This is a genomic window from Microbacterium sp. AZCO, from assembly GCF_039614715.1.
Classification (GTDB): Bacteria; Actinomycetota; Actinomycetes; order Actinomycetales; family Microbacteriaceae; genus Microbacterium.
On sequence record NZ_CP154857.1, the window covers coordinates 833,664 to 857,927 of the forward strand.

Consider the following 24,264-nt stretch of genomic DNA (forward strand, 5'->3'; position numbering starts at 1 on the left):
TCAGGCCGGTCGCAGCCGCAGCCCCGACATGCCGCCGTCGACCGCGATCCACGTGCCCGTCGTCGAGCCGGCGCGCGGGCTCGCGAGGTACGCGACGGCGTCGGCGACCTCCTGAGGGTCGACGAGCCGGCCGTGCGGCTGGCGGGCTTCGAGGGCGGCGCGCTCGGCGACCGGGTTGTCGGCCGCGTCCAGCAGGCGCGCAACCCAGGGGGTGTCGGCGGTCCCGGGGTTGACGGCGTTGACGCGGATGCCCTCGCGCAGGTGGTCGGCCGCCATCTGCAGCGTCAGGGTGAGCAGCGCCCCCTTCGACGCGCCGTAGAGGGCGCGCGCGGGGAGTCCCGCCGTCGCGGCGATCGACGACATGTTGACGATCGCGGCCGACGGCGACTGCCGCAGCCACGGCAGGCAGGCACGGGAGAGGCGCACCGCGCCGAGCAGGTTCACGTCGAGCACGCGGTGCCACTCCTCGTCGGAGTTGTCGGCGACCGTGCCCTGCGCGCCGATGCCCGCGTTGTTGACGAGGATGTCGATGCGCCCCCAGCGCGCGCCGACGGCGGCCACGGCATCCCGGACCGATTCGTCGTCGGTGACGTCGACGGCGAACCCGCCCTCGGGCGGCCGCACGTCGAAGACCGCGACGGCCGCGCCCTCGCCGCGGAGCCGGTCGGTGATCGACGCGCCGATGCCCGACCCGCCGCCCGTGACGATGGCGACGAGACCCTCCATCGAGGCGCTCATGCGATCACCTGCCGCTGCGCGCCCAGTCCGTCGATCGAGACCTCGACGACATCGCCCTGCGCGAGGTAGGGGAACCGGCCCGACAGGGCCACGCCCTCGGGTGTGCCGGTGAGGATCACGTCGCCCGGTTCGAGTGTGAGGTACTGGCTCAGGTGCCAGACGATCACGTCGACCGGGAAGATGAGGTCGGCCGTGGTCGAGTCCTGCCGGGCCTCGCCGTTCACGAAGCTGCGCAGGCGCAGGTCTGCGGGCGAGATCTCGTCGGGAGTCACGAGCTCGGGTCCGAGCGGCGAGAAGCGCGGCGCGCACTTGCCCTTGCTCCACTGACCGCCCGAGATCTCGAGCTGCCAGGTGCGCTCCGAGAGGTCGTTCGCGATCGTGTATCCGGCGATGTGCTCGGCGGCATCGGCCGGGCTGTCGAGGTAGCTCGCGCGCGTGCCGATGACGACGGCGAGCTCGACCTCCCAGTCGGTCTTCTCGCTGCCGCGGGGGAGCGGCACGTCGTCGTACGGCCCGGACACGGTGTTGGGCGTCTTGAGGAACATCACGGGGTCGCGCGGCGGCTGCGCTCCGGATTCCGCGGCGTGGGCGGCGTAGTTCATGCCGATGCAGACGACGGCGGAGGGCCGCGCGATCGGAGCGCCGATGCGGAGCGCCTCGGCATCGGCGAGCCGCGTCAGCCGGCCCCCGGCGAGCGCATCCTCGACGCGCCCCACGGGGTCGGCCTCGAGGAACGAGCCGTCGATATCCGCCGTCAGGGGAGTCAGATCCCACACGCCGTCCTCGCGCACCACCACGGGTGTCTCGGCGCCTTCCGGCCCCCTCCGCCCAAATCTCATGTCACTCCAGCCGTCGGAAGAATGGATGCCGCGATCCGGGCGCTCCGGGAGGAGCCTAGCCGCGGGTAGCGCGTGCGGGCCCGACCTTCAACCCCCTCCGCGTCCGCGTTACGGGCGAACGACACTGGCGGCCGAGGATTCGAGGAGGTCCGATATGGCTGACCAGCCCGGAAACCAGACGCCGAACACGCCCGACGTGAACGAGTCGGAGCTGCGCGACCTGAAGGTCGACGAGCTTCGCGAGAGGGCGAAGGATGCCGGCGTGTCCGGCACGTCCAACCTGAAGAAGGACGAGCTCGTGGACGCGATCGCCGAGCAGTCGCGTGGCGGCGGGCGTGGCGCCGACTCGGGGGGTGGCGGAGCCTCGGGCGGCGGAGCCTCGGGCGACGGAGCCGCGGGCGGCGGAGACGAGGAATTCGGCGCGGGACCCGATGACGGCCGCGTGCGGCAGGGGCCCGAGGCATCCCGTTCCCTGCAGTACTCGCAGGAGGTGACCTCGCCCGACGAGCAGCCGGAGCGCGCGGGCCGCAGCCTGGCGACGACGCACCACGAGGTCATCCGGCAGTGGGCCGAGGAGCGCGGCGGCACGCCCGCGACGGTCGAGGGCACCGAGCACGGCGACCACCTGGGCGTGCTGCGCTTCGACTTCGGCGACGACACCGATCGGCTCCGTCACGTCGGCTGGGACGAGTGGTTCGCGACCTTCGACGACCGCCGACTCAACTTCATCTACCAGGAGACGCGCAGCGACGGCAGCCAGTCGAACTTCTTCCGGCTCGACAATCCCGAGCGGGAGGACGGCTGAGGCCTACTCGGCGGCGGGCCGGAGCTTCTTCGGCAGCCCGGCGACGACGAGCTCGTACGATGTGTCGATCGCCTCGCGCAGCTCGTCGTCAGGGATGCCGCCGCCCGTCGTCAGGGTGTTCCAGCCCGAGCGGCCGATGTAGGCCGACACCCGCGCGTCGTCGGGGTAGCGCACGAGCCACTCGTCTGCCTCATCGCGCGTCCTCGCGGCCTTGACGCCAACGGTCGTGCCGTTGCCGCAGAAGGCGAAGATCTTGCCGCGCTCGCCGGGCCCCACCTTGTACACGAGGTCGTCCTCCCACGGCTGGTCCGGCCAGGCGCCCGGCTTCGCTGCGCAGTACGCGCGCACCTCTTCAGGAGTCACGGCGCCAGTATGACCCACGGATGCCGCGATCCGCGCGTCACGACCGATGGACGCGGATGGGTGTTGACCGTCTCGGAGTCGTCCTGCATGATGGACGGAGCAAGTTGATTCGCGATTCCAATTTAGTCTCTCGAATCCCCGGGCCAGTCACCCCACTCGAAACCCCCGAAAGGAACCTTCGTGACACTGACCGCCGATGCCCGAACGGATGCCGCACACTCCACCGCGGTTCCGCCCTGGTGGCGACAGGCCGCTGTGTATCAGATCTACCCGCGCAGCTTCGCCGACTCCAACGGCGACGGACTGGGCGACATCCGGGGGGTGACGTCGCGCGCCGATTACCTCGCCGAGCTCGGGATCGACGCCGTCTGGCTCAGTCCGTTCTATCCGTCGGAGCTCGCCGACGGCGGGTACGACGTCGCCGACTACCGCGACGTCGACCCGCGGCTGGGCACCCTCGACGATTTCGACGACATGGTCGCGGCGCTGCACGCGCGCGGCATCCGTGTCGTCGTCGACATCGTCCCCAACCACACCTCGGATCAGCACGCCTGGTTCCAGGAGGCGCTCGCCGCGGGCCGCGGGTCGGCCGCGCGCGAGCGGTACATCTTCCGCGACGGCAAGGGACCCGATGGCGCCGAGCCGCCCGCCGACTGGGTGTCGGTGTTCGGCGGGCCGGCGTGGGAGCGGGTGGCCGACGGGCAGTGGTACTTCCACAACTTCGCGACCGAGCAGCCCGACCTCAACTGGGACAACCCCGAGGTGCGCGCCGACTTCGTGCGCACGCTCCGCTTCTGGAGTGACCGCGGGGTCGACGGGTTCCGCATCGACGTGGCCCACATGCTCACGAAGGACCTCGCCGAGCCGCTGCCCTCGCGCGCCGAGCTCGACGCCCTGCCCTTCGACGGCACGCACCCCCTCATCGACCGCGACGACGTGCACGAGATCTACGCCGAGTGGCGGAAGGTCTTCAACGAGTACGACCCGCCCCGCACGGCGGTCGCGGAGGCGTGGGTCGCACCCTCGCGCATCCCGCTCTACGCACGGCCCGAGAGCCTCGGGCAGGCGTTCAACTTCGACCTGCTGCAGGCCGATTTCGACGCGGCCGAGTTCCGCCGCGTCGTGAGCGACAACCTGACGCTTGCCGAGGCCTCCGGCTCGTCGAGCACGTGGGTGCTGTCGAACCACGACGTCGTGCGCCACGCGACGAGGTACGGCCTCCCGCCGCTGCCAGGCGAGCGCGGACGCGATGCCGAGAAGCACGGCTCGGCGTGGCTGCGCGCGGGCGGACCGGAGTCCGCGCTGGATCGCGAGGGGGGCCTGCGACGTGCGCGGGCCGCGTCGGCGTTCCTCCTCGGCCTGCCCGGCTCCGCCTACCTCTATCAGGGCGAGGAGCTGGGCCTGCACGAGGTCGCCGACATCCCCGCCGGCGAGCGCCAGGACCCGACGTTCTTCCGCACGGAGGGCGAGGAGATCGGGCGGGATGGATGCCGCGTCCCGCTGCCGTGGACGGCTGAGGGAAGCTCGCTGGGCTTCGGCGCCGACGGCGCCCACCTGCCGCAGCCCGCGTGGTTCGCGCAGTACGCCGTCGACGCGCAGGAGGACGACGCTCACTCCACGCTCGAGCTGTATCGTCGCGCGCTGAAGCTGCGGCACGAGCTGCAGACCGAGGAGAAGCTCGAGTGGATCGAGACGGGACGTGACGACGTGCTGCACTTCCGCCGACCCAACGGCTGGGAGGTCGTGACGAACTTCGGCGTCGAGCCGTACGCCCTCGGCGCCGGCGAGATCGTGCTGTCGACCGCGGAGGATGCCTCCGGGGAGGTGCCGGGCGAAGCCACGGTGTGGGTGCGCACCGCCTAGCTCGGCGACGCGCGCACGCTCAGACCGCGGGTCGGAGCGTGCGCGCGTAGTCCTCCTTGAGCACCGCGAGGTGGAACCAGGCTTCGACGTGCGCAACGCCCGGGAGTGAGCGGATGCGTTCGAGACTCGCGTAGAGGGCCCCGGCCGACGGCTCGACGAGCGTCATGACGGCGTCGAAACGGCCGAGGGTGCGGGCCGCGAAGTCGACGCCCCGCCACGTGCGCAGCGCGTCGAGGACCGAGTCGTCGTCAGCCAGGAGGTTGAGCCCGACGCCCATCGAGAGCTGGCGGTGCGCGAGCCCGCGCGCCTCGACGGCGCTGATCTTGATGACGCCGCTCTCGATCAGCCGCTCGACTCGGGTCGTGACGGCCGAGGGCGAGAGGCGCACCGCCTCGCCGAGCGCCCGAAAGCTCATGCGGCCGTCGCGCTGCAGCAGCTCGATGAGCGCGGTGTCGGTCGCATCGATCGTGACGTCTCCCCGGTACTCCGACACGAAGAAGCCCTTGATGACGCTCGAGTAGATGAGCGTGTTGATGTCGACGACGCCTGGCATCGCGCGGATCTCGGCGAGGAGGTCGTGCAGGGCCGCCATGGAGCCGACGCGCACCTCGGTGACGAGGTCGTGCGCGCCGCCGATGGCCGAAACGAGCACCGTCTCGGCCAGCCCGCGCAAGCGCTGGGCGAGCGGCTCGACGGTGGCATCCGTGCGGATCGAGACGTGTGCGAGCACGTGCTGGCCGAGAAACCCGGGATCGACGGCGGCGACGACGCGCACGGTCCCGTCGGCGAGCATCGTGCGGAGTCGGTCGGAGACGGCGGCACGCGGGCGGCCCAGTCGCTCACCGAGGGAGTGGATGCTGGCCCTCCCGTTCTCCTGCAGGGCGCGGATCAGATCGGCGTCGAAGTCCATGCTCGCTCGATTCGTCGAATTTCCCGGGATCGCTCGGGATCCCCGACAGAAGTAGATCACAGATCCGCTTGCGAGTGACGTTTTCCGAAGACCTGCATTGGCAATGAGACGGAACTCCAGTGAGAGGCCGAATCTGCTGGACTTTCGCGGTTGCCGAGGCATCCCGACGCTCGTAGCATCCTTCGCATCCCCGATCATCCGCAAAGGAGCGGCCATGAGTTCCAGCACCACGACTCAGCGAGCGCGACGAGCCGGGCTCGCCGCGTTCGCCGGCACCACGATCGAGTGGTACGACTTCTACGTCTACGCCACGGCGGCCGCCCTCGTGTTCGGTCCCCTCTTCTTCCCGAGCGGCGACCCGCTCGCCGAGACGGCGGCGGCGTTCGCCACCTTCGCGGTCGCGTTCCTCGTACGGCCGCTCGGCGGCATCCTGTTCGGCCACATCGGCGACAAGCTCGGCCGGCGCGTGTCGCTCGTCATCACCCTGCTTCTCATGGGCGCCGCGACGGTGCTCGTCGGCTGCCTCCCGACATACGACGCGATCGGCATCTGGGCGCCCATCCTCCTGATCCTCCTGCGCGCGCTGCAGGGCCTCGCGGTCGGCGGCGAGTGGGGTGGTGCCGTCCTCATGAGCGTCGAGCACGCGCCGGAGGGCAAGAAGACCTTCTACGGCGGCTTCACGCAGCTGGGCAACCCCGCCGGAGCACTCCTGGCCTCCGGGATCTTCGCCATCATGGCGCGGTTCGGCGACGACTTCATCATGAACGGCGGATGGCGCATCCCGTTCCTCCTGTCGATCGTGCTCGTCGCCGTCGGCTTCTGGGTGCGGTACCGCGTGGAGGAGTCGCCGGTCTTCGAGTCGAAGGTCGAGGGGCGCAAGCAGTCGATGCCGCTCGCCTACGCGCTGCGCGTCAACTGGAAGCCGATCCTTCTCGGCATCGGCCTGCTGCCGATCTCGACCGGCGGCTACTACTTGGCGACCACGTTCGCGACCGCGTACGCGACCGGCGACACGATCAACATGAGCGAGTCCCTCATCCTCGACGCCATGACGATCGCGTCATTCATCGAGTTCGTCGTGACGCTGCCCGTCGCGTGGCTCGGCGACAAGTGGGGCCGCAAGAACATCATGTACATCGGTCTCGCCACCTCCGTGCTGACGTTCGTGCCGTTCATGCTCGTTCTGCCCGGGCGCATCGAGCCGCTCGTCTTCCTCTTCGCGTCGCTCGTGCGCATCGCGATGAGCGCGACGTACGCGCCGATCGCGGCGATTCTGGCGCAGATGTTCCGCCCGCAGGCGCGCTACACGTCCATCGCCCTCTCCTACGGCGTCGGGGCGGCGATCTGGGCCGGGTTCTCGCCGTGGTTCGCGACGCTCCTCATCGCCTGGACGGGGAGCATCTGGTCGGTCGTCGCGATGTTCACCGGCATGGCGATCCTCGCCGCGATCTGCACGAAGCTCGCTCCGCAGCACTCCGACGAGGCACCCGTCACCGACAGCTTCGTCCCCCGCACCGACACCACCACGAATCGAGTGTCATGAGAAAGCTCGCCGCCTTCGACTGTCCCGTGCAGACGACGCCGCGCCTCGTCACGGCACGCGTCATCCACACCGTCGACGACGCCGACAGCACCGCCTCTGCGATGCTGACTGACGCGGGCCGCATCCTCGCCCTCGGCTCCCTCGCCGAATGCGAGACGGCCGCCGCGCGCCTGGGCCTCGAGCCCGAGCGGGTCGACCTCGGCGATGCCGTCGTCGTCCCCGGCTTCATCGACGCCCACGCGCACCCGCTCATGTTCGGCCAGTTGATGACGTGGGTGGACTGCGGGCCGGAGAAGGCGGCGAGCATCCCCGAGATCATCGCCCTCCTGAAGGATGCCGCGGCCGGTCTTCCCGCCGGCCGGCCTGTGCGGGGCTACGGCTACGAGCACCGCAACCTCGCCGAGCAGCGGCATCCCACCCGTTTCGAGCTCGACGAGGTCGCGACGGACCGCGAGGTGTACCTCATGAACGCGTCCGGCCACGGCGGAGTCGTCAACTCGCACACCTTCGCGCTGCACGGCGTCGACCGTGACACCCCGAACCCCGACGGCGGGGAGTACTTCCGCGATGCCGACGGCGAGCTGACCGGTGAGATCTCCGACGCGGCGTGCAACATCCTGACGGGCGTGCACGGCGTCAAGATCGGGCACCACGGGCCGAACTTCCACCTCGCCGACGAGCCGGAGGAGCACCTGCGACAGCTGGATGCCGCGACGCAGCGCTTCCTCGCCGGAGGCGTCACGACGATCGGCGACGCCCAGGTGTCGCGGCGCGAGTTCGACATGTACCTGCGTCTCGCCGAGGCGGGCCGCCTCGAGCTGCGTGTCTCGATGTACCTGCTGTCGCACCTGCTCGACGACGCGCTCGACATGGGGCTCGTCGGCCAGTTCGGCAACGCCTACCTGAGCTTCGCAGGTATCAAGCTGTATGCCGACGGCACGCTCGGCGGCTGGACCGCGTACTTCCCCGACGGCTACGTCGGAGACCCCTGCCGCACGGGCCAGCTGTATCACGAGCCTGCCGAGTACGCCGAGCTGATCCGCCGCGCGCACGGCGCCGGTCTGCAGACCGCGACGCATGCGCAGTCCCCGACGGCGATCGAGATGGTGATCTCGGCCATCGAGGCGGCCCTCGCGGACCGGCCCGATGCCGACGCCCGCCACCGCATCGAGCACTGCGGGCTGCCGACGCCGGAACAGATCCAGCGGATGGCGAGCTCGGGCATCCGACCCGTCAACCAGACGCAGCACTACTTCAACTGGGGCGAGGGCGTCGAGCAGGCCATCGGCACGCCGGGTGAGCGGTTCAACCCGCTCGGCGAGTTCGAGGCGGCGGGTGTGCCGTTCACGATCTCGTCCGATGCTCCCGTCGCCGAGCCCATTCCGCTCGAGGCGATCCAGACCGCCGTGACCCGCGTGACGCGCCGGGGGCACAGGCTCGGCCCCGACGACTTGCGCGTCTCGGCGCACGCGGCACTCCGCGCCCACACGTACGCGGGTGCCGTCTCGATCGGCCGCGAGGACGACCTCGGCTCTCTCGAGCTGGGCAAGTACGCCGACTTCGCCGTGCTGTCGGACGACCCGCTCGCGGTCGCAGCAGACGAGATCTCGGGCATCCGCGTGCTCGAGACGTGGGTCGACGGCGAGCTCCGGCACCGGGCGGCGTGAAGATGAGCATCGTGAGCAGCGAGCAGACGGCGGCCGAGAGCGCCGCACCGTACGCCGACACCGCGGGCCGCGCCGTGATGGAGACGATCCGCGCGTACGGCGTCACGACGATCTTCGGCATCCCGGGCACGCACAACCTCGAGCTCTACCGGCCGCTCGCCGACCTCGGCATCCGCGCCGTGACGAACCGCCACGAGCAGGGCTCGGGCTACGGCGCCGACGGGTGGGCGCAGCAGACGGGGCTTCCGGGCGTCGTCATCACGACCTCGGGTCCGGGCCTTCAGAACGCCATGAGCGCGATCGGCACCGCCTTCTGCGAGTCGCGGCCGCTCCTCGTCGTCTCGCCGGGTGTGCCGCGCGGTGAGGAGTTCCGCGACGTCGGAACCCTGCACGAGACGAAGGACGCCTCCGCCATGGTCGGCGCGATCGCCGAGTGGTCGCGCCGTGTGTCGAGTGCCGCCGAAGCCGTCGACGCGGTGCACGACGCGTTCGCGCTGTTCCGCACCGGCCGACCGCGTCCGGTGCACATCGAGATCCCGCTCGACGTGCTCGAGGCGCCGGCCGATCTTCCCGCGGGCGCTCGCGCAGCACGGCCTGCCGCCCGCGGCGAGCGCATCGATCGGGATGCCGTGGCGCGCGCGGCGCGCCTCATCGCCGCCGCCCGGAACCCCGTCATCGTCGCGGGAGGGGGAGCGACGCGGGCGTCGCGGGAGGTCACGGCGCTGGCCGAGCGGCTCTCGGCGCCCGTCCTCACGACGCTCAACGGAAAGGCGACGCTTGATGAGCGGCATCCCCTCTCCCTCGGCGCCAATCTGCGGCTCGCGGCGGCCCGCGAGGTCGCCGAGGCGGCCGACGTGCTCATCGTGCTGGGCTCGAAGCTCGGCGCGGCCGAGCTCTGGGCGCCGGCGCTCGAGGCGCGTGGCCCCGTCGTCCGGGTCGACGTGTCGGCCGCACAGCTGCACAAGAACCTCGAGGCCGCCGTCGGCATCGTCGGCGACTGCGCCGCGGTCGTCGACGAGCTGCTCGGCGCGCTTCCCTCCGAACCGCGGTCGCAGCCGGACCTCGCAGCCGCACGTGCGGCGATCGCGGCGGAGACGCACGAGGCCGCGCCCGAGACCGTCGCGCTCGCCGAGCGGATCGCCGCGGCGCTCCCCGAGGACGCGATCGTCGCGGGCGACTCGTCGCAGATCGTCTATCTCGCGCTCGCCAACGTCGTGCGGCAGGCGCAACCGCACTCCCTCCTGTACACGCCCACCTACGCGACGCTCGGCTACGGCCTGCCCGCCGCGATCGGGGCGCGCGTCGCCCGGCCCGACCGGCCCGTCATGGCCGTGCTCGGCGACGGGGCGCTCATGTTCTCGATCAACGAGCTGGCGACCGCCGTAGAGCAGGGCCTCGACCTCACCATCGTGTGCGTGGACAACGGCGGCTACGCGGAGATCCGGCAGAACGAGGTGGATCGCGGCATCCAGCCGATCGGGGTCGATCTGGTGCAGCCCGACTGGGCCGCGCTGGCGGTGGCGTTCGGCGGTGCCGGCCGTCGCGTCGACGCGCTCGACGATGTCGGAGACGCCATCCGGGGCGCCGTCGCGAAAGGCGGCGTGCAGCTCATCCACATCCCGCAGGCGGCACTCACCGGCCACGCGGCGCCTGCGCGCCGTGACGACAGCTCGAAGGAGGACTCATGACCGACAACATCGGACCTGTCGACGCATCCCTCAATCCGCGCTATGCGGGCATCGCGACGTTCGCGCGACTGCCTCGGATCGAAGAGGTCGAGCGCGCGGACATCGCCCTCGTCGGCATCCCCTTCGACTCCGGCGTGAGCTATCGGCCCGGCGCACGCTTCGGCCCGTCGCATGTCCGCGAGTCGTCGCGGCTGCTGCGCCCGTACAACCCCGCGCAGGACGTCTCGCCGTTCGCGGAGGCTCAGGTGGTCGATGCGGGCGACATCCCCGCCAACCCCTTCGACATCGCCGAGGCCGTCGGGGAGATCGAGCGGGCGGCGACCGTGCTCGGCGAGCGCGTCGACCGGATCGTCACGATCGGCGGCGACCACACGATCGCCCTGCCCCTGCTGCGCGCGGTCACGAAGAAGCACGGCCCCGTCGCGGTGCTCCACTTCGACGCGCACCTCGACACGTGGGACACCTATTTCGGCGCCCCCGTCACCCACGGCACCCCGTTCCGCCGCGCGAGCGAGGAGGGGCTCATCGACCTCACCGCGAGCTGTCACGTCGGCACGCGCGGCCCGCTGTACTCCCGGCAGGACCTCGACGACGACGAGCGCCTCGGCTTCTCGATCGTCTCGAGCGTCGACGTCGAGGAGCAGGGCGTCGAGCGGGCGATCGAACGGATGCTGCAGCGGCTCGGCGACCGCCCCGTGTACGTCTCCATCGACATCGACGTGCTCGACCCTGCGCACGCGCCGGGTACCGGTACGCCGGAGGCCGGCGGTCTCACCAGCCGAGAGGTGCTCAGGATGCTGCGCGCCCTGAGCGGCAGCCGGATCGTGGGCGCCGACGTCGTCGAGGTCTCGCCCGCCTACGACCACGCCCAGCTCACCGGCATTGCCGCCAGCCACGTGCTCTACGAGCTCGTGACGCTCATGGCCGCGCAGATCGGCGGCACGCGCCGGGCGTGACCGCCCGGATCGTGGGCGCCGCCTCAGCTGCGCCGTCTCCTGCGCAGCACGAGGACGATCCCGAGGGCGAGCAGGGTTCCGGCCAGCGCCAGGGGCACGGTCGGATCGGCGCCCGTCGTCGGCAGACCGTTGGTGCCGTACGTCGGTGCGGGCGTCGGCGTCGGACTCGCGGGCGGCGGCGGCGCGCTCGGCGCAGCGACGACGACCACCTGGATGGACAGCGCGGCGCCGGTGGCGCCGTCTCTGTCGGTCGCGGTCAGCGTCGCCGAGTACGTCCCCGCGGCGGCGTACGTGTGCGTCACGGGCGGGTCGGCGGGCCCGACGACGCTGAGCATCGACGTGCCGTCGCCCCAGTCCACCGTGTAGGTGAACAGTGCCGCCATGTCGGCGGACGAGGGGTCGTCGGCGCCGACCTCGATCGTGAAGGGCTGGCCGGCGGTGGCCCTCAGCGATCCCGTCACCACGGTGGCGGGAGCCGTGTTCGTCACCTCGAGGGTGGCCGTGTCGGTGACCTGCTGCTGCCCCGACGTCACCCGGACCCTCACGGTGCGCGCGACGGGCGTCGCATCCCCGTCGTCGATTCCGAGCGCCTCGAGCTGCGCCCACGTGAGGGTCGGTGAGACACCAGTCGCGTCGCTGAAGTCACCGTCGCCGTCGACGTCCCATTCGTAGGTCGCACCAGGGCTCGAGCCCGAACCGTCCAGCTCGAGGTCTTCGCCCTCCGCGACGGAGTAGGGGCCGCCCGCGTCCGCGACGACGACGGGCTCGACGACCTGTGCGAGGTCGTCGTCACTGCCGGCGTAGACCGCGTCTCCCGTGAAAGTCGCCGTGATGTCGTGGGTTCCCGGACTCAGGCTGCTCGTCGTGATGGACGCCGTCCCATCGGCTGCCAGGGCGACAGCACCCACGAGCGGAATTCCTCCGTCGGCGAAGACGACCGAGGAGACCCCCACCGCCGCGCCGCCCGCCGTCACGGTCGCGGTGAAGGTGACCGCGTGCCCGGCGATCGACGGGTTGGCGCTCGAGGCGAGCGAGGTGGAGGTCGGAATCTTCTCGACGACCTGGTCGACGGCGCTCACGCTCGTGGCGTACTGGGCGGTTCCGGAGTAGGTCGCGGTGACGGGGTGAGTGCCCGCAGCGAGGGACGCCGTGGTCAGGGTCGCGGTGCCGTCGACGGCGAGCGGGACGGCGGCCCCGAGAGGGGAGCCGTTGTCGGCGAACGTGACGGTGCCGGTCGTCACCGGCGAGCCGTTCGCCGTGATGGTCGCCGTGAACGTGACAGCCTGTCCGGGCTGCGAGGGGTTCGGAGCCGACGAGACCGCGGTCGAGGTCGGGATCACGTCGACCTGCTGCGAGACGGCACCCGAACTGGCGACGTACTGAGCGGTTCCCGAGTAGGTCGCTGTGATCGGATGCGTGCCCGCCGCGAGGGACGCCGTCGTCAGGGTCGCAGTGCCGTCGGCGGCGACCGCGACGGCGGCCCCGAGCGGAGTGCCGTTGTCGGTGAACGCGACGGTGCCGGTCGTGACCGGCGAGCCGTTCGCCGTGACCGTCGCGGTGAACGTGACGGGCTGCCCGACGGCAGACGGGCTCGAGCTGGTGGTCACACCCGTCGATGTCTGAATCAGCGTGACGACCTGATCGAGTTCATCGGAGCTCCCGGCGAACTCGACGGGGCCCGAGAAGGTCGCCGTGATCGGGTGGGTTCCCACACCGAGCGAGTTGAGGGTGAGTGTCGCCGTTCCGGTCGGCGATACGGCCACCGGCGCTCCCAGCGACGACCCGTTGTCCGTGAAGGCGACGGTGCCGGTCGTGACCGGCGAGGCGCCCGACGTGACAGTTGCGGTGAGCGTCACGCTCTGCCCGGCGGTCGACGGGTTCACGCTCGACGTCAGCGACGTGGCCGTGGGGCTCACGGTCGTGATGGTGAGACACCAGCCTCCGCTGATCGAGCCGGCGTCGCCGTTCGCGTCGTCCACGACCCACAGGCTCCACACGCCGTTGCCGCTCGAACCGGCGAAGGTCGAGAGCGTCGTGGCCGAGCTCGTCGCGGGAGCCGGCGCGGGGAACGCGGCATCCGGGACGTCCGAGTCGTCGTCCGTCGGCGTGTACGTTCCCGATGCGAGAGTCGGCGGCACGCCGCCGGCCGCCGCGTCGTCGAACACCACGTTCACGCCGGTGACCGCAGAGTTCCCGCCGACGTCGCTCATCAGCATGACGTTGGTCGAGGGCGTCGGCCCGGACAGCATCACGTCGAGGTCGACGGGGGAGGTGTGGGTCACGCCCTTGAGGGTCGCGGTGACCTTCGCGATCGGCGCGGTGAGCCCCGACACCGTGATGTTCGACGGGTAGGGTGATGTGGCTCCGGCATCCGGCACCGTCAGTGCGCCGGTGTTGCAGTACGTGTTGCCCGTGACGACTGTCGGGTTGTCGACCCGCTGCGTCACAGTGCCGTTGCTCGTGAGGAATCCGGGGCTTCCCGAGTAGGTCGCGACGATCGTGTGCGTGCCTTCGGCGAGCGCACTCGTCGTCAGGCTGGCCGAGCCGGAGGCGTTGAGGGCGACCGTGCCGAGAGTCGCGGCCCCCTCGGTGAAGATCACCGATCCCGTCGTGACCGGGTTGCCGGCGCCGGTGACCGACGCGGTGAACGTCACTGCGCTGCCCGTCGCCGACGGCGAGCCCGACGTGACGACCGTCGTCGTGGTGGAGACGGCGGCGACCTCGGTCGTGATGACGAGGCTCCAGCCTGCGATGCTGCCGACGTCGCCGGTGTTGTCGTCCACGACGTACAGCTGCCACGTGCCGTTCGGGTTGATCCCGGTGAAGGCGCCCGCGAGGGTGGTCTGTCCCGACGGGGCCGGTGCCGGCGCGGTGAAGGCGTCGCCGCCTCCGACGTTGGTCGGCTTGTACGTGCCGGTGGGCACGTTGCCGGTCGGCACTCCGCCAGCCGCCGCGTCGTCGAAGGTCAGTGTCGCGTTGGTCGCGAACGTCAGCGTGGCGGGGGGTGCGTCGCCCACGTCGGACAGCACGACGAGGTTCGCGCCCGTCGGCGCGACCACGAGGGCGTCGATGTCGTTGAGGGCGCCGTGCGTCACGCCGTTGAGCACGACTTGAACCTTCGTGACAGCTCCCGCCATGCCCGACACGGTGATGCTCGACGGATAGGGGTTGGCGGCGCCGGTCTGATTCGGCGAGTTCAGGAGCGGAACATCGATGGTGGCGGGATTGGAGAACGTGCTCGGCCCGTCGGCCTGTGCCAGAGAGGGCGCCGCGAGCGCGCCGCCGAACACGGCGAGGAGGACGGCGATGGATGCTGCGATGCCGCGTCGTGGCGATCGTGGTGCTGCGACCGCGCTGCGGGCGGAATCGAGTCTGGGCATGCGTGAGCCACTCCCTGTCGACGTCCGCTTCGATCGGCGACCGGTCTGGCGGACACGGTTCCCCCGAGGGCACACTATGACTGCGATGGGGCGTCTGTACAGATCAGGGCCGCTTCGCACACTGGGGGAGATCCGCTCCGACCTCTGGAGGACGCATGGATCCATTCATCGGCGAGTTGCGCCTTTTCGGCTTCACCTTCGCCCCGCAGGGCTGGGCGCTGTGCAACGGACAGCTGCTTGCCATCTCGCAGAACACCGCTCTCTTCTCACTGCTGGGCACGACGTACGGAGGCAATGGGCAGACGACCTTCGCTCTCCCCGACCTTCGAGGCCGCGCACCGATCGCGTTCGGACAGGGACCGGGTCTGACGAATCGCGCCCAGGGCGAGGTGGGTGGTGAGGAGGCCGTGACCCTCACCGCCGCGACGCTTCCGCCGCACAGCCACACGGTCGCCGCCGCATCGGCCGCCACGACCAAGAACCCGTCGGGCTCGCTGCCGTCCGTGACCGCCGCCGGCGCCTCCTACGGCACGACCGCGGACCTCGTCATGAGCCCCGCCATGATCGGCGGTGGCGGCTCCAACCAGCCGCACGACAACATGCCGCCCTTCCTCGTGCTCAACTGGTGCATCGCCCTGGAGGGCATCTTCCCGTCGCGTCCCTGATCTCAGCGACGTGTGTCGGAGGCCGCAACGGGGTCGACCAGCACCGTTCTTCCCCGTTGCCGCCCGGCATGCGCAGGTCTACCCTGACGCCATGACCGGGGATGGGGATGCCCCTGTCGAGGCTTGCGACGACAGTGCCGACGTCGATGAGGCCGACGGGGATGCTGTGGACGCGCCCGCGGGCGCAGGTGACGACGCCGCCACGATCGGGGTCGCGATCTCGGGCGGAGGCCTCCGAGCGACGATCTTCTCGCTCGGGGCAATCCTCTACCTCGTTCACTCGGGTGCGAATCGCCACGTTCGGCTGGTCACGTCCGTCTCCGGCGGCTCCATCACCAACGCGCTGCTCACGCTGCTCGGTGACTTCAGCCAGGCGGATGAGAGCGAGGTCCGCACTTCGACCCGCCGAGCGGCTCGGGTCATCGCGAAGACCGGAACGTTCTTCTTCCCCTCACTCGCGACCTGGGGCACGCAGCTGCTGATTCTGCTGCTCTTCCCCGTGGTGATGTTCCTGTGGCAGCTCTGGGAGGGCGTGCCGATCTGGGATGCGCTGTGGCAGGCGGTCGTCTACGGCGTCGGTCTGTACGTCGTCCTGATGCTGATCTATCAGCTCGGCGCCGTCATCCTGCTGCGCCGGGGAACGCAGATCGGTCTTTACAACAGACTCCTCGCGACGGTGCTCAGCGCTGACGATGCGAAGCCGAAGGAGGTCGCTCGCAAAGCCTCCGAGTGTCAGAAGCTCACGCTCGGTGAGATCGCGCACGACTCGAACGTGCGACACGTCTTCTGTGCGACAGAGCTCGTCTCGGGGCGACCCTTCTACATGAGCCCGACCCGGATCTCTTCGCCGGCTTTCGGAAGCTGCGACGCGACGCTCAAGCTGAGCGAGGCGATCTACGCATCGGCAGCCTTCCCGGGGGTGTTCCCCCCGCTGCGGGTGTCGACGGCCGAACTCGGCCTGCGTGGCGGCGACGAGCCCGAACGTCCTCGGCGCCTCGTGCTCGCCGATGGGGGAGTCGCGAACAATCTGGGCACGGATTGGTTCGATGAATCGGCCCGTCCGCTCAGCCTCGTGCACGACTTCGGCGAGGTTCCCTCGGTCGCTCGCAAGGTCATCATCAACGCCTCGGCGCCGCGCCGGGTGGTGAAGATCGCCGGCTGGTGGCCGATGCGCTTCTTCCAGAGCCTCATGCGCATCTTCGGCGTCATGTACGAGAACACGGTGACTCCTCGGCTCGCCGCTCTCAAGGCGAGCGCGGATGACGGCCACGTCGCGATCGTCGACATCGCGTTCTCGACGGGGGCGACGGCGCGCGCCCTGTGCGGATCGCAGAATGAGCTCATCAAAGGGAGGGCGAAAGAGCTGGCACGGCTGCTCGGCGAAAGCACGCTCGCGGGATACCTCGACAAGATCGCGGTTCGTTCGTCGGGATTGCGCACCACGCTGGGACGCATCGGCGACACGACGACGATCCAGCTGCTCGTGCACGGGTATGTCAGCGCGATGGTCTCGTGCCACGCCTCGTTCGGCACCGGGATGTCGCTGCCCGATCTCGCATGGTTCGAAGACCTTGTGCTCGACGGCCCGAAGGCGGCCGCGTCTACCGCGCCTCACGTCGAGCCGCAGCCCGCCGCCGTACCCGCCCTCGCGCCTCAGCCCGTCGTTGCTGCTCCCCCCGCGGTCGAGTAGCCGACGGCAGGGCGCGCGCCAAAGACCCCTCAGCCCGCGAGCTGAGCCTTCGTGTACCCCACGATCGCCTGCGCGTGGCCGTGCCCCAGGCCGTACTCGGTCTTGAGGTACTCGACGACCTCCATGTGCTTCTGGGTGTCGAGCTGATCGGCGGCGATGTCGAGCCAGTCCTGGATGGGTCGGCCGTAGTTCTTCTCGATGCTCGGGAAGTACGAGGCCGGCCCCTTGGGCTTCTCGTCCGAGGGCGGGGGCGGGGTCACGCGGTGCTCAGCCATGATCGCGACTCTAGCGCCGGGGCGCGACACGGTCGGGGAACGCCGGGTTGCGGCATCCGTCGCCCCCGCAGACCATGGAGTGATGAGGGGCCGAAGGATCGTCGTGCTCGCCGTCGCGTGCGCGTCGGTGCTGATCCTCGGCGTCGCGATCGCGATGTTCGGCCGCGCCGCGACGCCCGCCGCATCCGCTCCCTCTCCCTCGCCCGCCGCGACGCGCACGCCGACCCCGACTCCGACGCCCACCCCCACGCCGACCCCGACGGGCTACCCCGCCAACACCGCGTTGTACGACCTGCAGGCGCTTCCCGACACCGACGTCTTCGCGGTCAACGCGGCCATGCCCGTCGACGATCAGCCGTACGGCGCGTTCACCGGCATGACGGCGCACGTGCGCGACTGGGCCGCCCCGGTGTTCGCCGACCCGCTCGGCCAGCCCGTCGCGCGGCTCCTGAGCGACTTCGTCTACGGCGGCACGACGGTGCCGGTCGTCGAGCAGCAGGACGACTGGGTCAAGGTGCTCCTGACCGGTCGTCAGGCGGTCCCGTCGCAGGGGAATCCGGCGCAGGTGGCCGGATGGCTGCGGATGCAGGACGTCGAGCTCGTCCCGCTCGACACGATGGTCGAGGTGAGCATCTCGGCGCGGACCGTCGACGTCTGGCGCGCCGGTGTCGCCGAGCGCGTCGCGACCGACTTCGCGTGGGGAACGCAGTCGACTCCGACCCCTCTGGGTCGTGCGTTCGTCATGCTCGTGCGCCCTGACCCGAGCCTCTGGTACACGCGCGGCCACCCCATCGTCTACCTCTCGGTGCAGTCGCCGACGCTCGACGGGTTCGGCGGCTCCAGCGTCGCGGTCACCGCGTTCCACTATCACGACGACCACTCGGGGCAGATCTCGAACGGATGCCTGCGCATGGATCCCGACGCGATCGAGAAGCTCGCCCAGCTCCCGGTCGGCACGCCCGTGTTCATCCGCGCGTGAGGCGTCACGCACGCCGCGTGTGGGCGGCAGTACTCCTCGCGCTGACGCTGGGCGCGGGCCTTGTCGTGCATCTCGTGCTGCCCGACTCCCACGCGACGGACATCGCCGGCGACGGCCTCTACGCCGTCGCCGTGTACCTCGCCGTGGTCATCGTCGCGCCTCGGCTCCCGGCCGTCGTCGTGGCGGCGATCGCCCTCGCGTGGTGCGTCGGCGTCGAGCTCTTCCAGCTCACGGGACTGCCGGGGGAGTGGGCCGCGATCTTCCCGCCGATCGTGCTCGTGTTCGGCACCGTCTTCGACGCGCGGGACCTCGTCGTGTACGCCGTCACGGTCGCGCTCGCCCTCGGGCTCGACCTCGCGATCACTGCGGGCGTCCGAGGTCCCTCGCGCCCGGGCACAATCGACTGATGGGGTTCACGCGCGCCGAGCTCGAGTCGTATCGGGATGCCGTCATCGACGACCTCCTGCCCGAGCATCCGCTCCTCGTCTTCGTCGGGATCAACCCCGGCCTGTGGACCGCCGCGACCAACACCCCGTTCGCGCACCCCGGCAACCGCTTCTATCCCGCCCTCGCGGCCGCGGGCATCATCCCGCGGGTTCCCGCCTTCTCCGAGGGCTTCAGCGACGACGACCGGCGCCTGCTGACGGATCGGGGCATCGGCATCTCGAACCTCGTGCGCCGGGCCACCGCGCGGGCCGACGAGCTCTCGCGCGACGAGCTGCGCGAGGGGGCGGCGCGATTGGAACGGGATGCTGCGCACTGGCGCGCCCGGGTCATCGCCGTCGTCGGGCTGACGGCGTACCGTCAGGGCTTCGCGCGGCCGAAGGCGACCGCTGGGCGCCAGCCGGAGTCGCTCGGCGGCTCGGAGCTGTGGATCGTGCCCAACCCGAGCGGGCTGAACGCCCACGACACGATCGCGTCCCTCGCCGAGGCCTACGCCGGCCCTGCCCGCGCGGCGGGCATCCTCGACTCCTGAGCGGACCCGTGTGCGGCTCTCGGGCCGGGACGAGATCGCACCGTCCGCGCGCGCACTGCTTGCGATGTCGGCCGGAGGCTACTTCGGCCCGGCCATCGCGGCGACGGCGCCCAGCGTGTACGGCACGAGCCAGATCGCCCACACGACGATGCTGAAGCGGTGGAACCTCCGCTTCTCGGCGTCGCGATCGCGCACGAGCACGACGATCGCCCACGCGAGATGCACGGCCATGAGGAGGATGGCGGCCGTCCCCGTCCAGGCCATGAGGACGTCGAGCGCCCCGGGCTCGACACCCGCCGCGCGGCGCTCCGAGGCGATCCCGGTCATCATCAGCGTGCCGATCGTGTCGCACGCAAGGCCCAGCGCGAAGAAGGCGGCGTGCCACCACTTCAGGGTCTTCTGCACGCGTTCGGCCCAGACGCCGATCGTGTAGAAGACGAGCGCGAGGGTGATAACGATGATGGCGGGGACGAGCACGTGCTCCACTGTAGACGAAAGCTTCAGTAATACGAAAGGTGCGTGGCGGGGGCAGGATGGATGCATCCCCCCGGCGTGCGAAGGAGCCATCATGCAGCAGCGTCCCCTCGGTCGAACCGGCCGCTCCGTCTCGGCCATCGGCCTCGGCACCTGGCAGCTCGGCGCCGACTGGGGCGACGTGAGCGAAGCCGATGCTCGCGCCGTGCTCGAGGCATCCGCTTCCCACGGGGTGACCCTCTTCGACACCGCCGACGTCTACGGCGACGGCCGCAGCGAGTCGATCATCGGCGGCTTCCTGCGCGAGCGGGACGGCCACGACATCGTCGTCGCGACGAAGATGGGCCGCCGCCTCGAGCAGACGCCCGAGAACTACACGCCCGAGAACTTCCGCGCGTGGACCGATCGCTCGCGCCGCAACCTCGGCATCGACACGCTCGACCTCGTGCAGCTGCACTGCCCGCCCACGGCGGTCATCGAGGACGACGCCACGTACGAGGCCCTCGACGCGCTCGTCGCCGACGGCGCGATCGCGGCGTACGGCGTCTCCGTCGAGACGGCCGACCAGGCGCTCGCCGCCATCTCGCGGCCTCACGTCACGAACGTGCAGATCATCTTCAACCCGTTCCGGCTCAAGCCGCTCGACGCGGTGCTTCCCGCGGCCGAGAAGGCCGGCGTCGCGATCTTCGCGCGCGTACCGCTCGCGTCGGGCCTGCTGTCGGGAAAGTACACGTCGTCGACGACCTTCGCCGAGAACGACCACCGCAGCTACAACCGGCACGGCGAGGCCTTCGACCGCGGCGAGACGTTCTCGGGCGTCGACTATCAGGTGGGCCTGGATGCTGTCGCCGAGCTCGCCGGCGCGTTGCCGGAGGGCGTCCCGCTGCCCGCCGCGACGCTGGCCTGGATCGCGTCGCGCCCCGGTGTGACGTCGGTGATCCCGGGGGCGCGCAACGTGCGCCAGGCGCAGTCGAACCCGGATGCCGCGGCGCTGCTCGACGGCGGCTTCGACCTCGCCGCCTTCGATGCCGTCATCCACGACGTGTACGACCGCCGCCTGCGCGAGGCCATCCACCCCCTCTGGTGACCCCGGCGCTCATCTCGAGTCGCGGGGGTGCGAGCGCCGTCAGCGCGCGAAGAAGAACCAGACCAACGCGCCGAGAGCGAGCACGTTCACCACGACCGTGGTCCAGAACGCCCGGCGGAACGTCCGCTTGCGGGTCTTGTGGCGGAACACCTGCTGCGCGACGAGCGCTCCCGGCCAGCCGCCGAGCAGGCCGAGCGTCAGGAGGGCCTGCTCCGACGTGCGAGGCGCTGCGCGCCGGGCGGCGCGCTTGTCGAGGGCGTAGGCGGCGAACGCCACGACGCTCAGCACCGCATAAGCCGCCGGCAGCCACCACGGCAGCGCGAGCACGACGTACGCCACCGCGAGGGCCGCGACGAAGACGACCAGCACCGTCCAGCTCAGCGCCGCGGGCAGCGGCACGGACAGGTCACGCGCACGTTCGGCGGAGCGAGGACTCGTCGACATGCGCTCGATCCTATGCATCCCGGTCCCCATCCCGGACCCAATCCGATCCCGGTCCCACCCCGGTCCCCGAGCTTGTCGAGGGGTCGAGCCCGAACCCGCGATGATCGCCGGCTCGACCTCCGACGCTTCGATCAGCTCAGCGCCCCCACAAAGGATGCCTCGGCCCGGCGAACCCGCCGGGCCGAGGCATCCCGAATCAGTCGAAGCGTCAGCCGGTGTAGTCGGTGACGTACCGCGGCTGCCCGATCACCGACGTGTCGGCGGTGCCGCCGACGCCGTTGACGACGTGCTCGATCGTGCCGGCCGAGAGGTTGACCGTCATGATGTGGTGCAGCTTCACGCCCGGCGTCTGAGGCACGGTGAAGCCGTTCGCCGTGACGATCTGCGGGTTGTTCTGGTTGAACACGTACACCCCGCCGCCGTCGAGCTCGTGCTTCTTCACGCCGTCGGCCACCTTGTAGCCGGGGTAGCCGAGCGTGCCGTCGGGCTGCGTCCAGTCCGCCTGGGTGGGCGGGTCGTAGGGCAGCTCGTTCTGGTACAGGATGACGCGCCCGTTCTCGCCGTTCCAGAGCGTGTTGTACGTCTGGAAGTGCTCCACGAAGAGTCCGGTCGCGGTGACGTTGTCACCATTAACGATGACGCCCGTCGTGCCGGTGTTCGTGTTCCAGCGCTCGGTGTCGCCGCCCGCGAATCCCTCCACGCCGTGGTCGGCGCGCCACACCCACGTGTGGTCGATGAGCACGTTGTCGGAGTTGACCTCGAGCGCGGTCGTGACCTTGCCGACGTGGGGTCCGCCGACGCGGAAGTACACGTCGCTCAGGGTCACCGGGTTCGCGGCATCCACCTTGTTGCCGTGTCCGTTGCCGTTCGCCTTGCCGACGCGCAGCAGCGCGGGTGAGAGCGTCGTGCCGGCGTCGATCGTTACGCCCGCGACGACGGCCCCCGACACGTCGCCGACCTGGATCGGCACGGCCCCGCCGACGGCGGTGAGGGTCGCGTGACCCATGCCGAGCACGACGGTGTCGTTGCGCTTGATGTCGATCGTGCCGGCGATGTCGTAGACGCCGGGGGTGAGCAGCAGGTTTTTGCCGCGGGCCAGGTTGGTGTTGATCTCCTGCACCGAGTCGCCCGGCTTCGCGATGAAGAAGTCGGTGATCGGGATGCTGCGCCCCGACGTCGCGTCGCTCTGCCACGACGTGCCGCTCGTGGCGGTCTGCGCGGCGGGCACGCGCACGGCGTACTTCCCGTCGGCGCCCACGTACAGGAACGGCTTCTCACGCGAGATCGGCGTCGTCGCGACCGTCGTGTACGGCGGGTTCGGGAAGCCCGCGTCGTCCGGAGCGCCCACGACGCCCGAGAAGACCTGGTTCCACACGGCGTTGCTCCAGCCGGCGACCTCGCTGTTGCGGGTCAGCCACTGCTGCTGCGAGCCGTTGACGGTGAAGGGCAGCTTCGAGTCGGCGATGAAGCCGCCGCTCGCATACTGCGGGCCGGCGGTGCAGTAGTCCATGAGCGAGAGCTGCGTGGGGCCCGTGAACTGCACGCGTCGCAGCGAGACCGCCTGCGACACGGCCCAGAAGTTGGCGCTCTGGCGGCAGCCGTCCTGGCCCGACTTGTCGATGTTCACGGTGAGGTTGGCGAGCGTCCGCCAGAAGTTGACCAGGGCGAGGCAGTTCGCGGTGCCGTTGTTCTCGAGGCAGCGGTTGTAGACCTCGGCGGCCCCGCGGATCGTCACGTCGCCGGGGGTCGCGCCGAGGCCGGCGACCTCGGTGTAGTACCCGACCTGGAACTGCAGCGGCGATTCGGCCGTGCCGTACTGACCGGGGAGGAAGTAGACCGCGTGCCGGGCGGACGACATCTCGGCGTCGACCTGCTGGTCGGAGAGTGTCTTGAGCGTGGACCGGATCTGGGCGAGGGGCGTCTGCGGGCTGAAGATCGTGACGTTCGGGCCGAAGTCGGGGTTGGTCGGGTCGACGGCGCGGGGCGGTGCGGCATATGCCGGCGCGGACATGAGCGCTCCGGCGATGAGTGCGGCGCCCGCGGTGATCGCGGCGACGAGGCGCCGGCGACCGCGGGAGCGTCGGGTGGATTCGGGACGGGGGATCATGCGCAGTCCTCTCCGTTGAGGGTCGTGCGGCGGGGTGCCGCATTTACTTACTGAACTGTAACCAAATCATAGGAGCGCTCTCAAGAGTCGATTCCGGAACGTTCGGGATGCCTCCACTCGGCCCGACCCGCAAACGCCGAGGGCGCCCCATCCCGAAGGATGGAGCGCCCTCTCGAAGACGCGACCGGATCAGCGGTCGGCGAGCTCCTTGCCGTGCACGACGAGCGCGAAGATCACGAGGATGTCGATCGCGATGATCGCCAGCGCCCACCACGGCTGGTAGCCGAAGGTGCCGAACTGACCCACGGCGTTGATCGCCACGAGGATGACGGCCGTGATGCGGGCCCACGTCGCGCCACGCAGCACGAAGACGCCGACGAGCACGAGCGCGAGGCCGATGATGAGGTGCCACCAGCCCCAGCCCTGCACGTCGAAGAGGATCGCGCTGCCGGTCGTGGTGTTGAGGAAGATGCTGCTGTCGGGGCCGATGATGGCGGCCAGGCCGAAGAGCGCGTCGAAGACGCCGGCGATGATGACGAGGATGCCGCCGAACACGGCCCATCCCACCCAACCGGACTGCTTGGTGTCGGACATATCCGTCTTTCCCTTTCTCGGGGTTGTGGTCCGCGGGGTACCGCGGTTGCGAGGGGCGGCTCTCACAGGAACCGCTCAGCTTCGATGTTCCCGTGACCTTCCGGCGCCGTCGACGCAGGCGCGCCGCTGATCACCCGCACCGGGTGACGTCTCGTCGCCCCGCGCGTCACCGTCCGTCATCACCCGTCTCATGCCGCAATGTCCGTCGGCGGCGTTAGCCT

At 70.5% G+C, this 24,264-nt stretch carries 22 protein-coding genes; 12 read left to right on the forward strand and 10 right to left on the reverse strand.

All coding sequences use genetic code 11. The annotated features are described in order from the left end of the window. Together AAIB33_RS03870 and AAIB33_RS03875 are read right to left on the reverse strand one after the other, a co-directional pair. Entirely contained in the window at positions 1 to 738 is a 738-nt protein-coding gene (locus AAIB33_RS03870) for an SDR family oxidoreductase (protein WP_345802241.1), read from the reverse strand. Further along, on the reverse strand, positions 735 to 1,577 hold the full coding sequence (locus AAIB33_RS03875; protein ID WP_345802242.1) for a fumarylacetoacetate hydrolase family protein: 843 nt from the start codon (positions 1,575 to 1,577) through the stop codon (positions 735 to 737). The genes AAIB33_RS03870 and AAIB33_RS03875 overlap by 4 nt, the downstream gene beginning before the upstream one ends. 154 nt (positions 1,578 to 1,731) lie before the next feature. Here AAIB33_RS03875 and AAIB33_RS03880 point away from each other — a divergent pair, with 154 nt between their 5' ends. Continuing rightward, positions 1,732 to 2,382 carry a Rho termination factor N-terminal domain-containing protein gene (locus AAIB33_RS03880; protein ID WP_345802243.1) on the forward strand — a complete coding sequence of 217 codons (651 nt, stop codon included), beginning with the start codon at positions 1,732 to 1,734 and terminating at the stop codon, positions 2,380 to 2,382. A gap of 3 nt (positions 2,383 to 2,385) precedes the next feature. Here AAIB33_RS03880 and AAIB33_RS03885 read toward each other — a convergent pair whose 3' ends face one another. Then, entirely contained in the window at positions 2,386 to 2,745 is a 360-nt protein-coding gene (locus AAIB33_RS03885) for an MmcQ/YjbR family DNA-binding protein (RefSeq protein ID WP_345802244.1), read from the reverse strand. 180 nt (positions 2,746 to 2,925) lie between these two features. On the opposite strand from AAIB33_RS03885, the gene AAIB33_RS03890 reads away from it, so the two are divergent. Continuing rightward, entirely contained in the window at positions 2,926 to 4,608 is a 1,683-nt protein-coding gene (locus AAIB33_RS03890; RefSeq protein ID WP_345802245.1) for a glycoside hydrolase family 13 protein, read from the forward strand. A gap of 19 nt (positions 4,609 to 4,627) precedes the next feature. On the opposite strand, the gene AAIB33_RS03895 is transcribed toward AAIB33_RS03890, so the two are convergent. Next, on the reverse strand, positions 4,628 to 5,518 hold the full coding sequence (locus AAIB33_RS03895) for an Lrp/AsnC family transcriptional regulator (RefSeq protein WP_345802246.1): 891 nt from the start codon (positions 5,516 to 5,518) through the stop codon (positions 4,628 to 4,630). 214 nt (positions 5,519 to 5,732) lie between these two features. Here AAIB33_RS03895 and AAIB33_RS03900 point away from each other — a divergent pair, with 214 nt between their 5' ends. From AAIB33_RS03900 to speB, 4 genes are read left to right on the forward strand one after another with little or no spacing between them, the layout of a single operon-like run. After that, positions 5,733 to 7,061 (forward strand): MFS transporter, encoded by a 1,329-nt coding sequence (locus AAIB33_RS03900; RefSeq protein ID WP_345802247.1) that lies wholly within the window; start codon positions 5,733 to 5,735, stop codon positions 7,059 to 7,061. Continuing rightward, positions 7,058 to 8,728, forward strand: a complete 1,671-nt coding sequence (locus AAIB33_RS03905) for an amidohydrolase (RefSeq protein ID WP_345802248.1) — start codon at positions 7,058 to 7,060, stop codon at positions 8,726 to 8,728. The genes AAIB33_RS03900 and AAIB33_RS03905 overlap by 4 nt, the downstream gene beginning before the upstream one ends. A 2-nt stretch (positions 8,729 to 8,730) precedes the next feature. Beyond that, entirely contained in the window at positions 8,731 to 10,416 is a 1,686-nt protein-coding gene (locus tag AAIB33_RS03910) for a thiamine pyrophosphate-dependent enzyme (RefSeq protein WP_345802249.1), read from the forward strand. Then, positions 10,413 to 11,372, forward strand: coding sequence for an agmatinase (gene speB, locus AAIB33_RS03915; protein WP_345802250.1), 960 nt, complete (start codon positions 10,413 to 10,415; stop codon positions 11,370 to 11,372). Before AAIB33_RS03910 ends, speB begins: the two co-directional genes overlap by 4 nt. A 23-nt stretch (positions 11,373 to 11,395) precedes the next feature. Here speB and AAIB33_RS03920 read toward each other — a convergent pair whose 3' ends face one another. Then, positions 11,396 to 14,752, reverse strand: a complete 3,357-nt coding sequence (locus tag AAIB33_RS03920; RefSeq protein WP_345802251.1) for an Ig-like domain repeat protein — start codon at positions 14,750 to 14,752, stop codon at positions 11,396 to 11,398. A gap of 155 nt (positions 14,753 to 14,907) precedes the next feature. Between AAIB33_RS03920 and AAIB33_RS03925 the strand changes: the two genes are divergently transcribed. Then, a complete protein-coding gene (locus AAIB33_RS03925) occupies positions 14,908 to 15,417 on the forward strand; it encodes a tail fiber protein (RefSeq protein WP_345802252.1) in 510 nt (169 codons plus the stop codon). Positions 15,418 to 15,508: 91 nt separating this feature from the next. Then, complete coding sequence (locus AAIB33_RS03930; RefSeq protein ID WP_345802253.1) at positions 15,509 to 17,107, forward strand: patatin-like phospholipase family protein; 1,599 nt, start codon at positions 15,509 to 15,511, stop codon at positions 17,105 to 17,107. Between the two features lie 29 nt (positions 17,108 to 17,136). Here the strand turns inward: AAIB33_RS03930 and AAIB33_RS03935 are convergent, their stop codons facing one another. Next, positions 17,137 to 17,382: a DUF4287 domain-containing protein gene (locus AAIB33_RS03935; protein ID WP_345802254.1), complete on the reverse strand. Its 246-nt coding sequence runs from the start codon at positions 17,380 to 17,382 to the stop codon at positions 17,137 to 17,139. Between the two features lie 82 nt (positions 17,383 to 17,464). Here AAIB33_RS03935 and AAIB33_RS03940 point away from each other — a divergent pair, with 82 nt between their 5' ends. From AAIB33_RS03940 to AAIB33_RS03950, 3 genes are read left to right on the forward strand one after another with little or no spacing between them, the layout of a single operon-like run. Beyond that, complete coding sequence (locus AAIB33_RS03940) at positions 17,465 to 18,361, forward strand: L,D-transpeptidase (protein ID WP_345802255.1); 897 nt, start codon at positions 17,465 to 17,467, stop codon at positions 18,359 to 18,361. Further along, the gene (locus AAIB33_RS03945; RefSeq protein WP_345802256.1) at positions 18,358 to 18,768 is read left to right on the forward strand and encodes a DUF2809 domain-containing protein; all 411 of its coding nucleotides are present in this window, start codon (positions 18,358 to 18,360) and stop codon (positions 18,766 to 18,768) included. Before AAIB33_RS03940 ends, AAIB33_RS03945 begins: the two co-directional genes overlap by 4 nt. Continuing rightward, positions 18,768 to 19,337: a mismatch-specific DNA-glycosylase gene (locus AAIB33_RS03950; protein ID WP_345802257.1), complete on the forward strand. Its 570-nt coding sequence runs from the start codon at positions 18,768 to 18,770 to the stop codon at positions 19,335 to 19,337. The genes AAIB33_RS03945 and AAIB33_RS03950 overlap by 1 nt, the downstream gene beginning before the upstream one ends. A gap of 78 nt (positions 19,338 to 19,415) precedes the next feature. Here AAIB33_RS03950 and AAIB33_RS03955 read toward each other — a convergent pair whose 3' ends face one another. Next, positions 19,416 to 19,814, reverse strand: coding sequence for an HsmA family protein (locus AAIB33_RS03955; RefSeq protein WP_345802258.1), 399 nt, complete (start codon positions 19,812 to 19,814; stop codon positions 19,416 to 19,418). Between the two features lie 91 nt (positions 19,815 to 19,905). Between AAIB33_RS03955 and AAIB33_RS03960 the strand changes: the two genes are divergently transcribed. Continuing rightward, positions 19,906 to 20,898 carry an aldo/keto reductase gene (locus AAIB33_RS03960; protein ID WP_345802259.1) on the forward strand — a complete coding sequence of 331 codons (993 nt, stop codon included), beginning with the start codon at positions 19,906 to 19,908 and terminating at the stop codon, positions 20,896 to 20,898. Between the two features lie 39 nt (positions 20,899 to 20,937). Here AAIB33_RS03960 and AAIB33_RS03965 read toward each other — a convergent pair whose 3' ends face one another. The 3 genes from AAIB33_RS03965 to AAIB33_RS03975 form a co-directional block, all read right to left on the reverse strand. Next, positions 20,938 to 21,342 (reverse strand): DUF1294 domain-containing protein, encoded by a 405-nt coding sequence (locus AAIB33_RS03965; protein ID WP_345802260.1) that lies wholly within the window; start codon positions 21,340 to 21,342, stop codon positions 20,938 to 20,940. A 208-nt stretch (positions 21,343 to 21,550) separates the two neighbouring features. Continuing rightward, positions 21,551 to 23,449, reverse strand: coding sequence for an adenylyl cyclase (locus AAIB33_RS03970; protein WP_345802261.1), 1,899 nt, complete (start codon positions 23,447 to 23,449; stop codon positions 21,551 to 21,553). Positions 23,450 to 23,638: 189 nt separating this feature from the next. Next, positions 23,639 to 24,043 carry a hypothetical protein gene (locus AAIB33_RS03975; RefSeq protein WP_345802262.1) on the reverse strand — a complete coding sequence of 135 codons (405 nt, stop codon included), beginning with the start codon at positions 24,041 to 24,043 and terminating at the stop codon, positions 23,639 to 23,641. Positions 24,044 to 24,264: the final 221 nt, after the last annotated feature.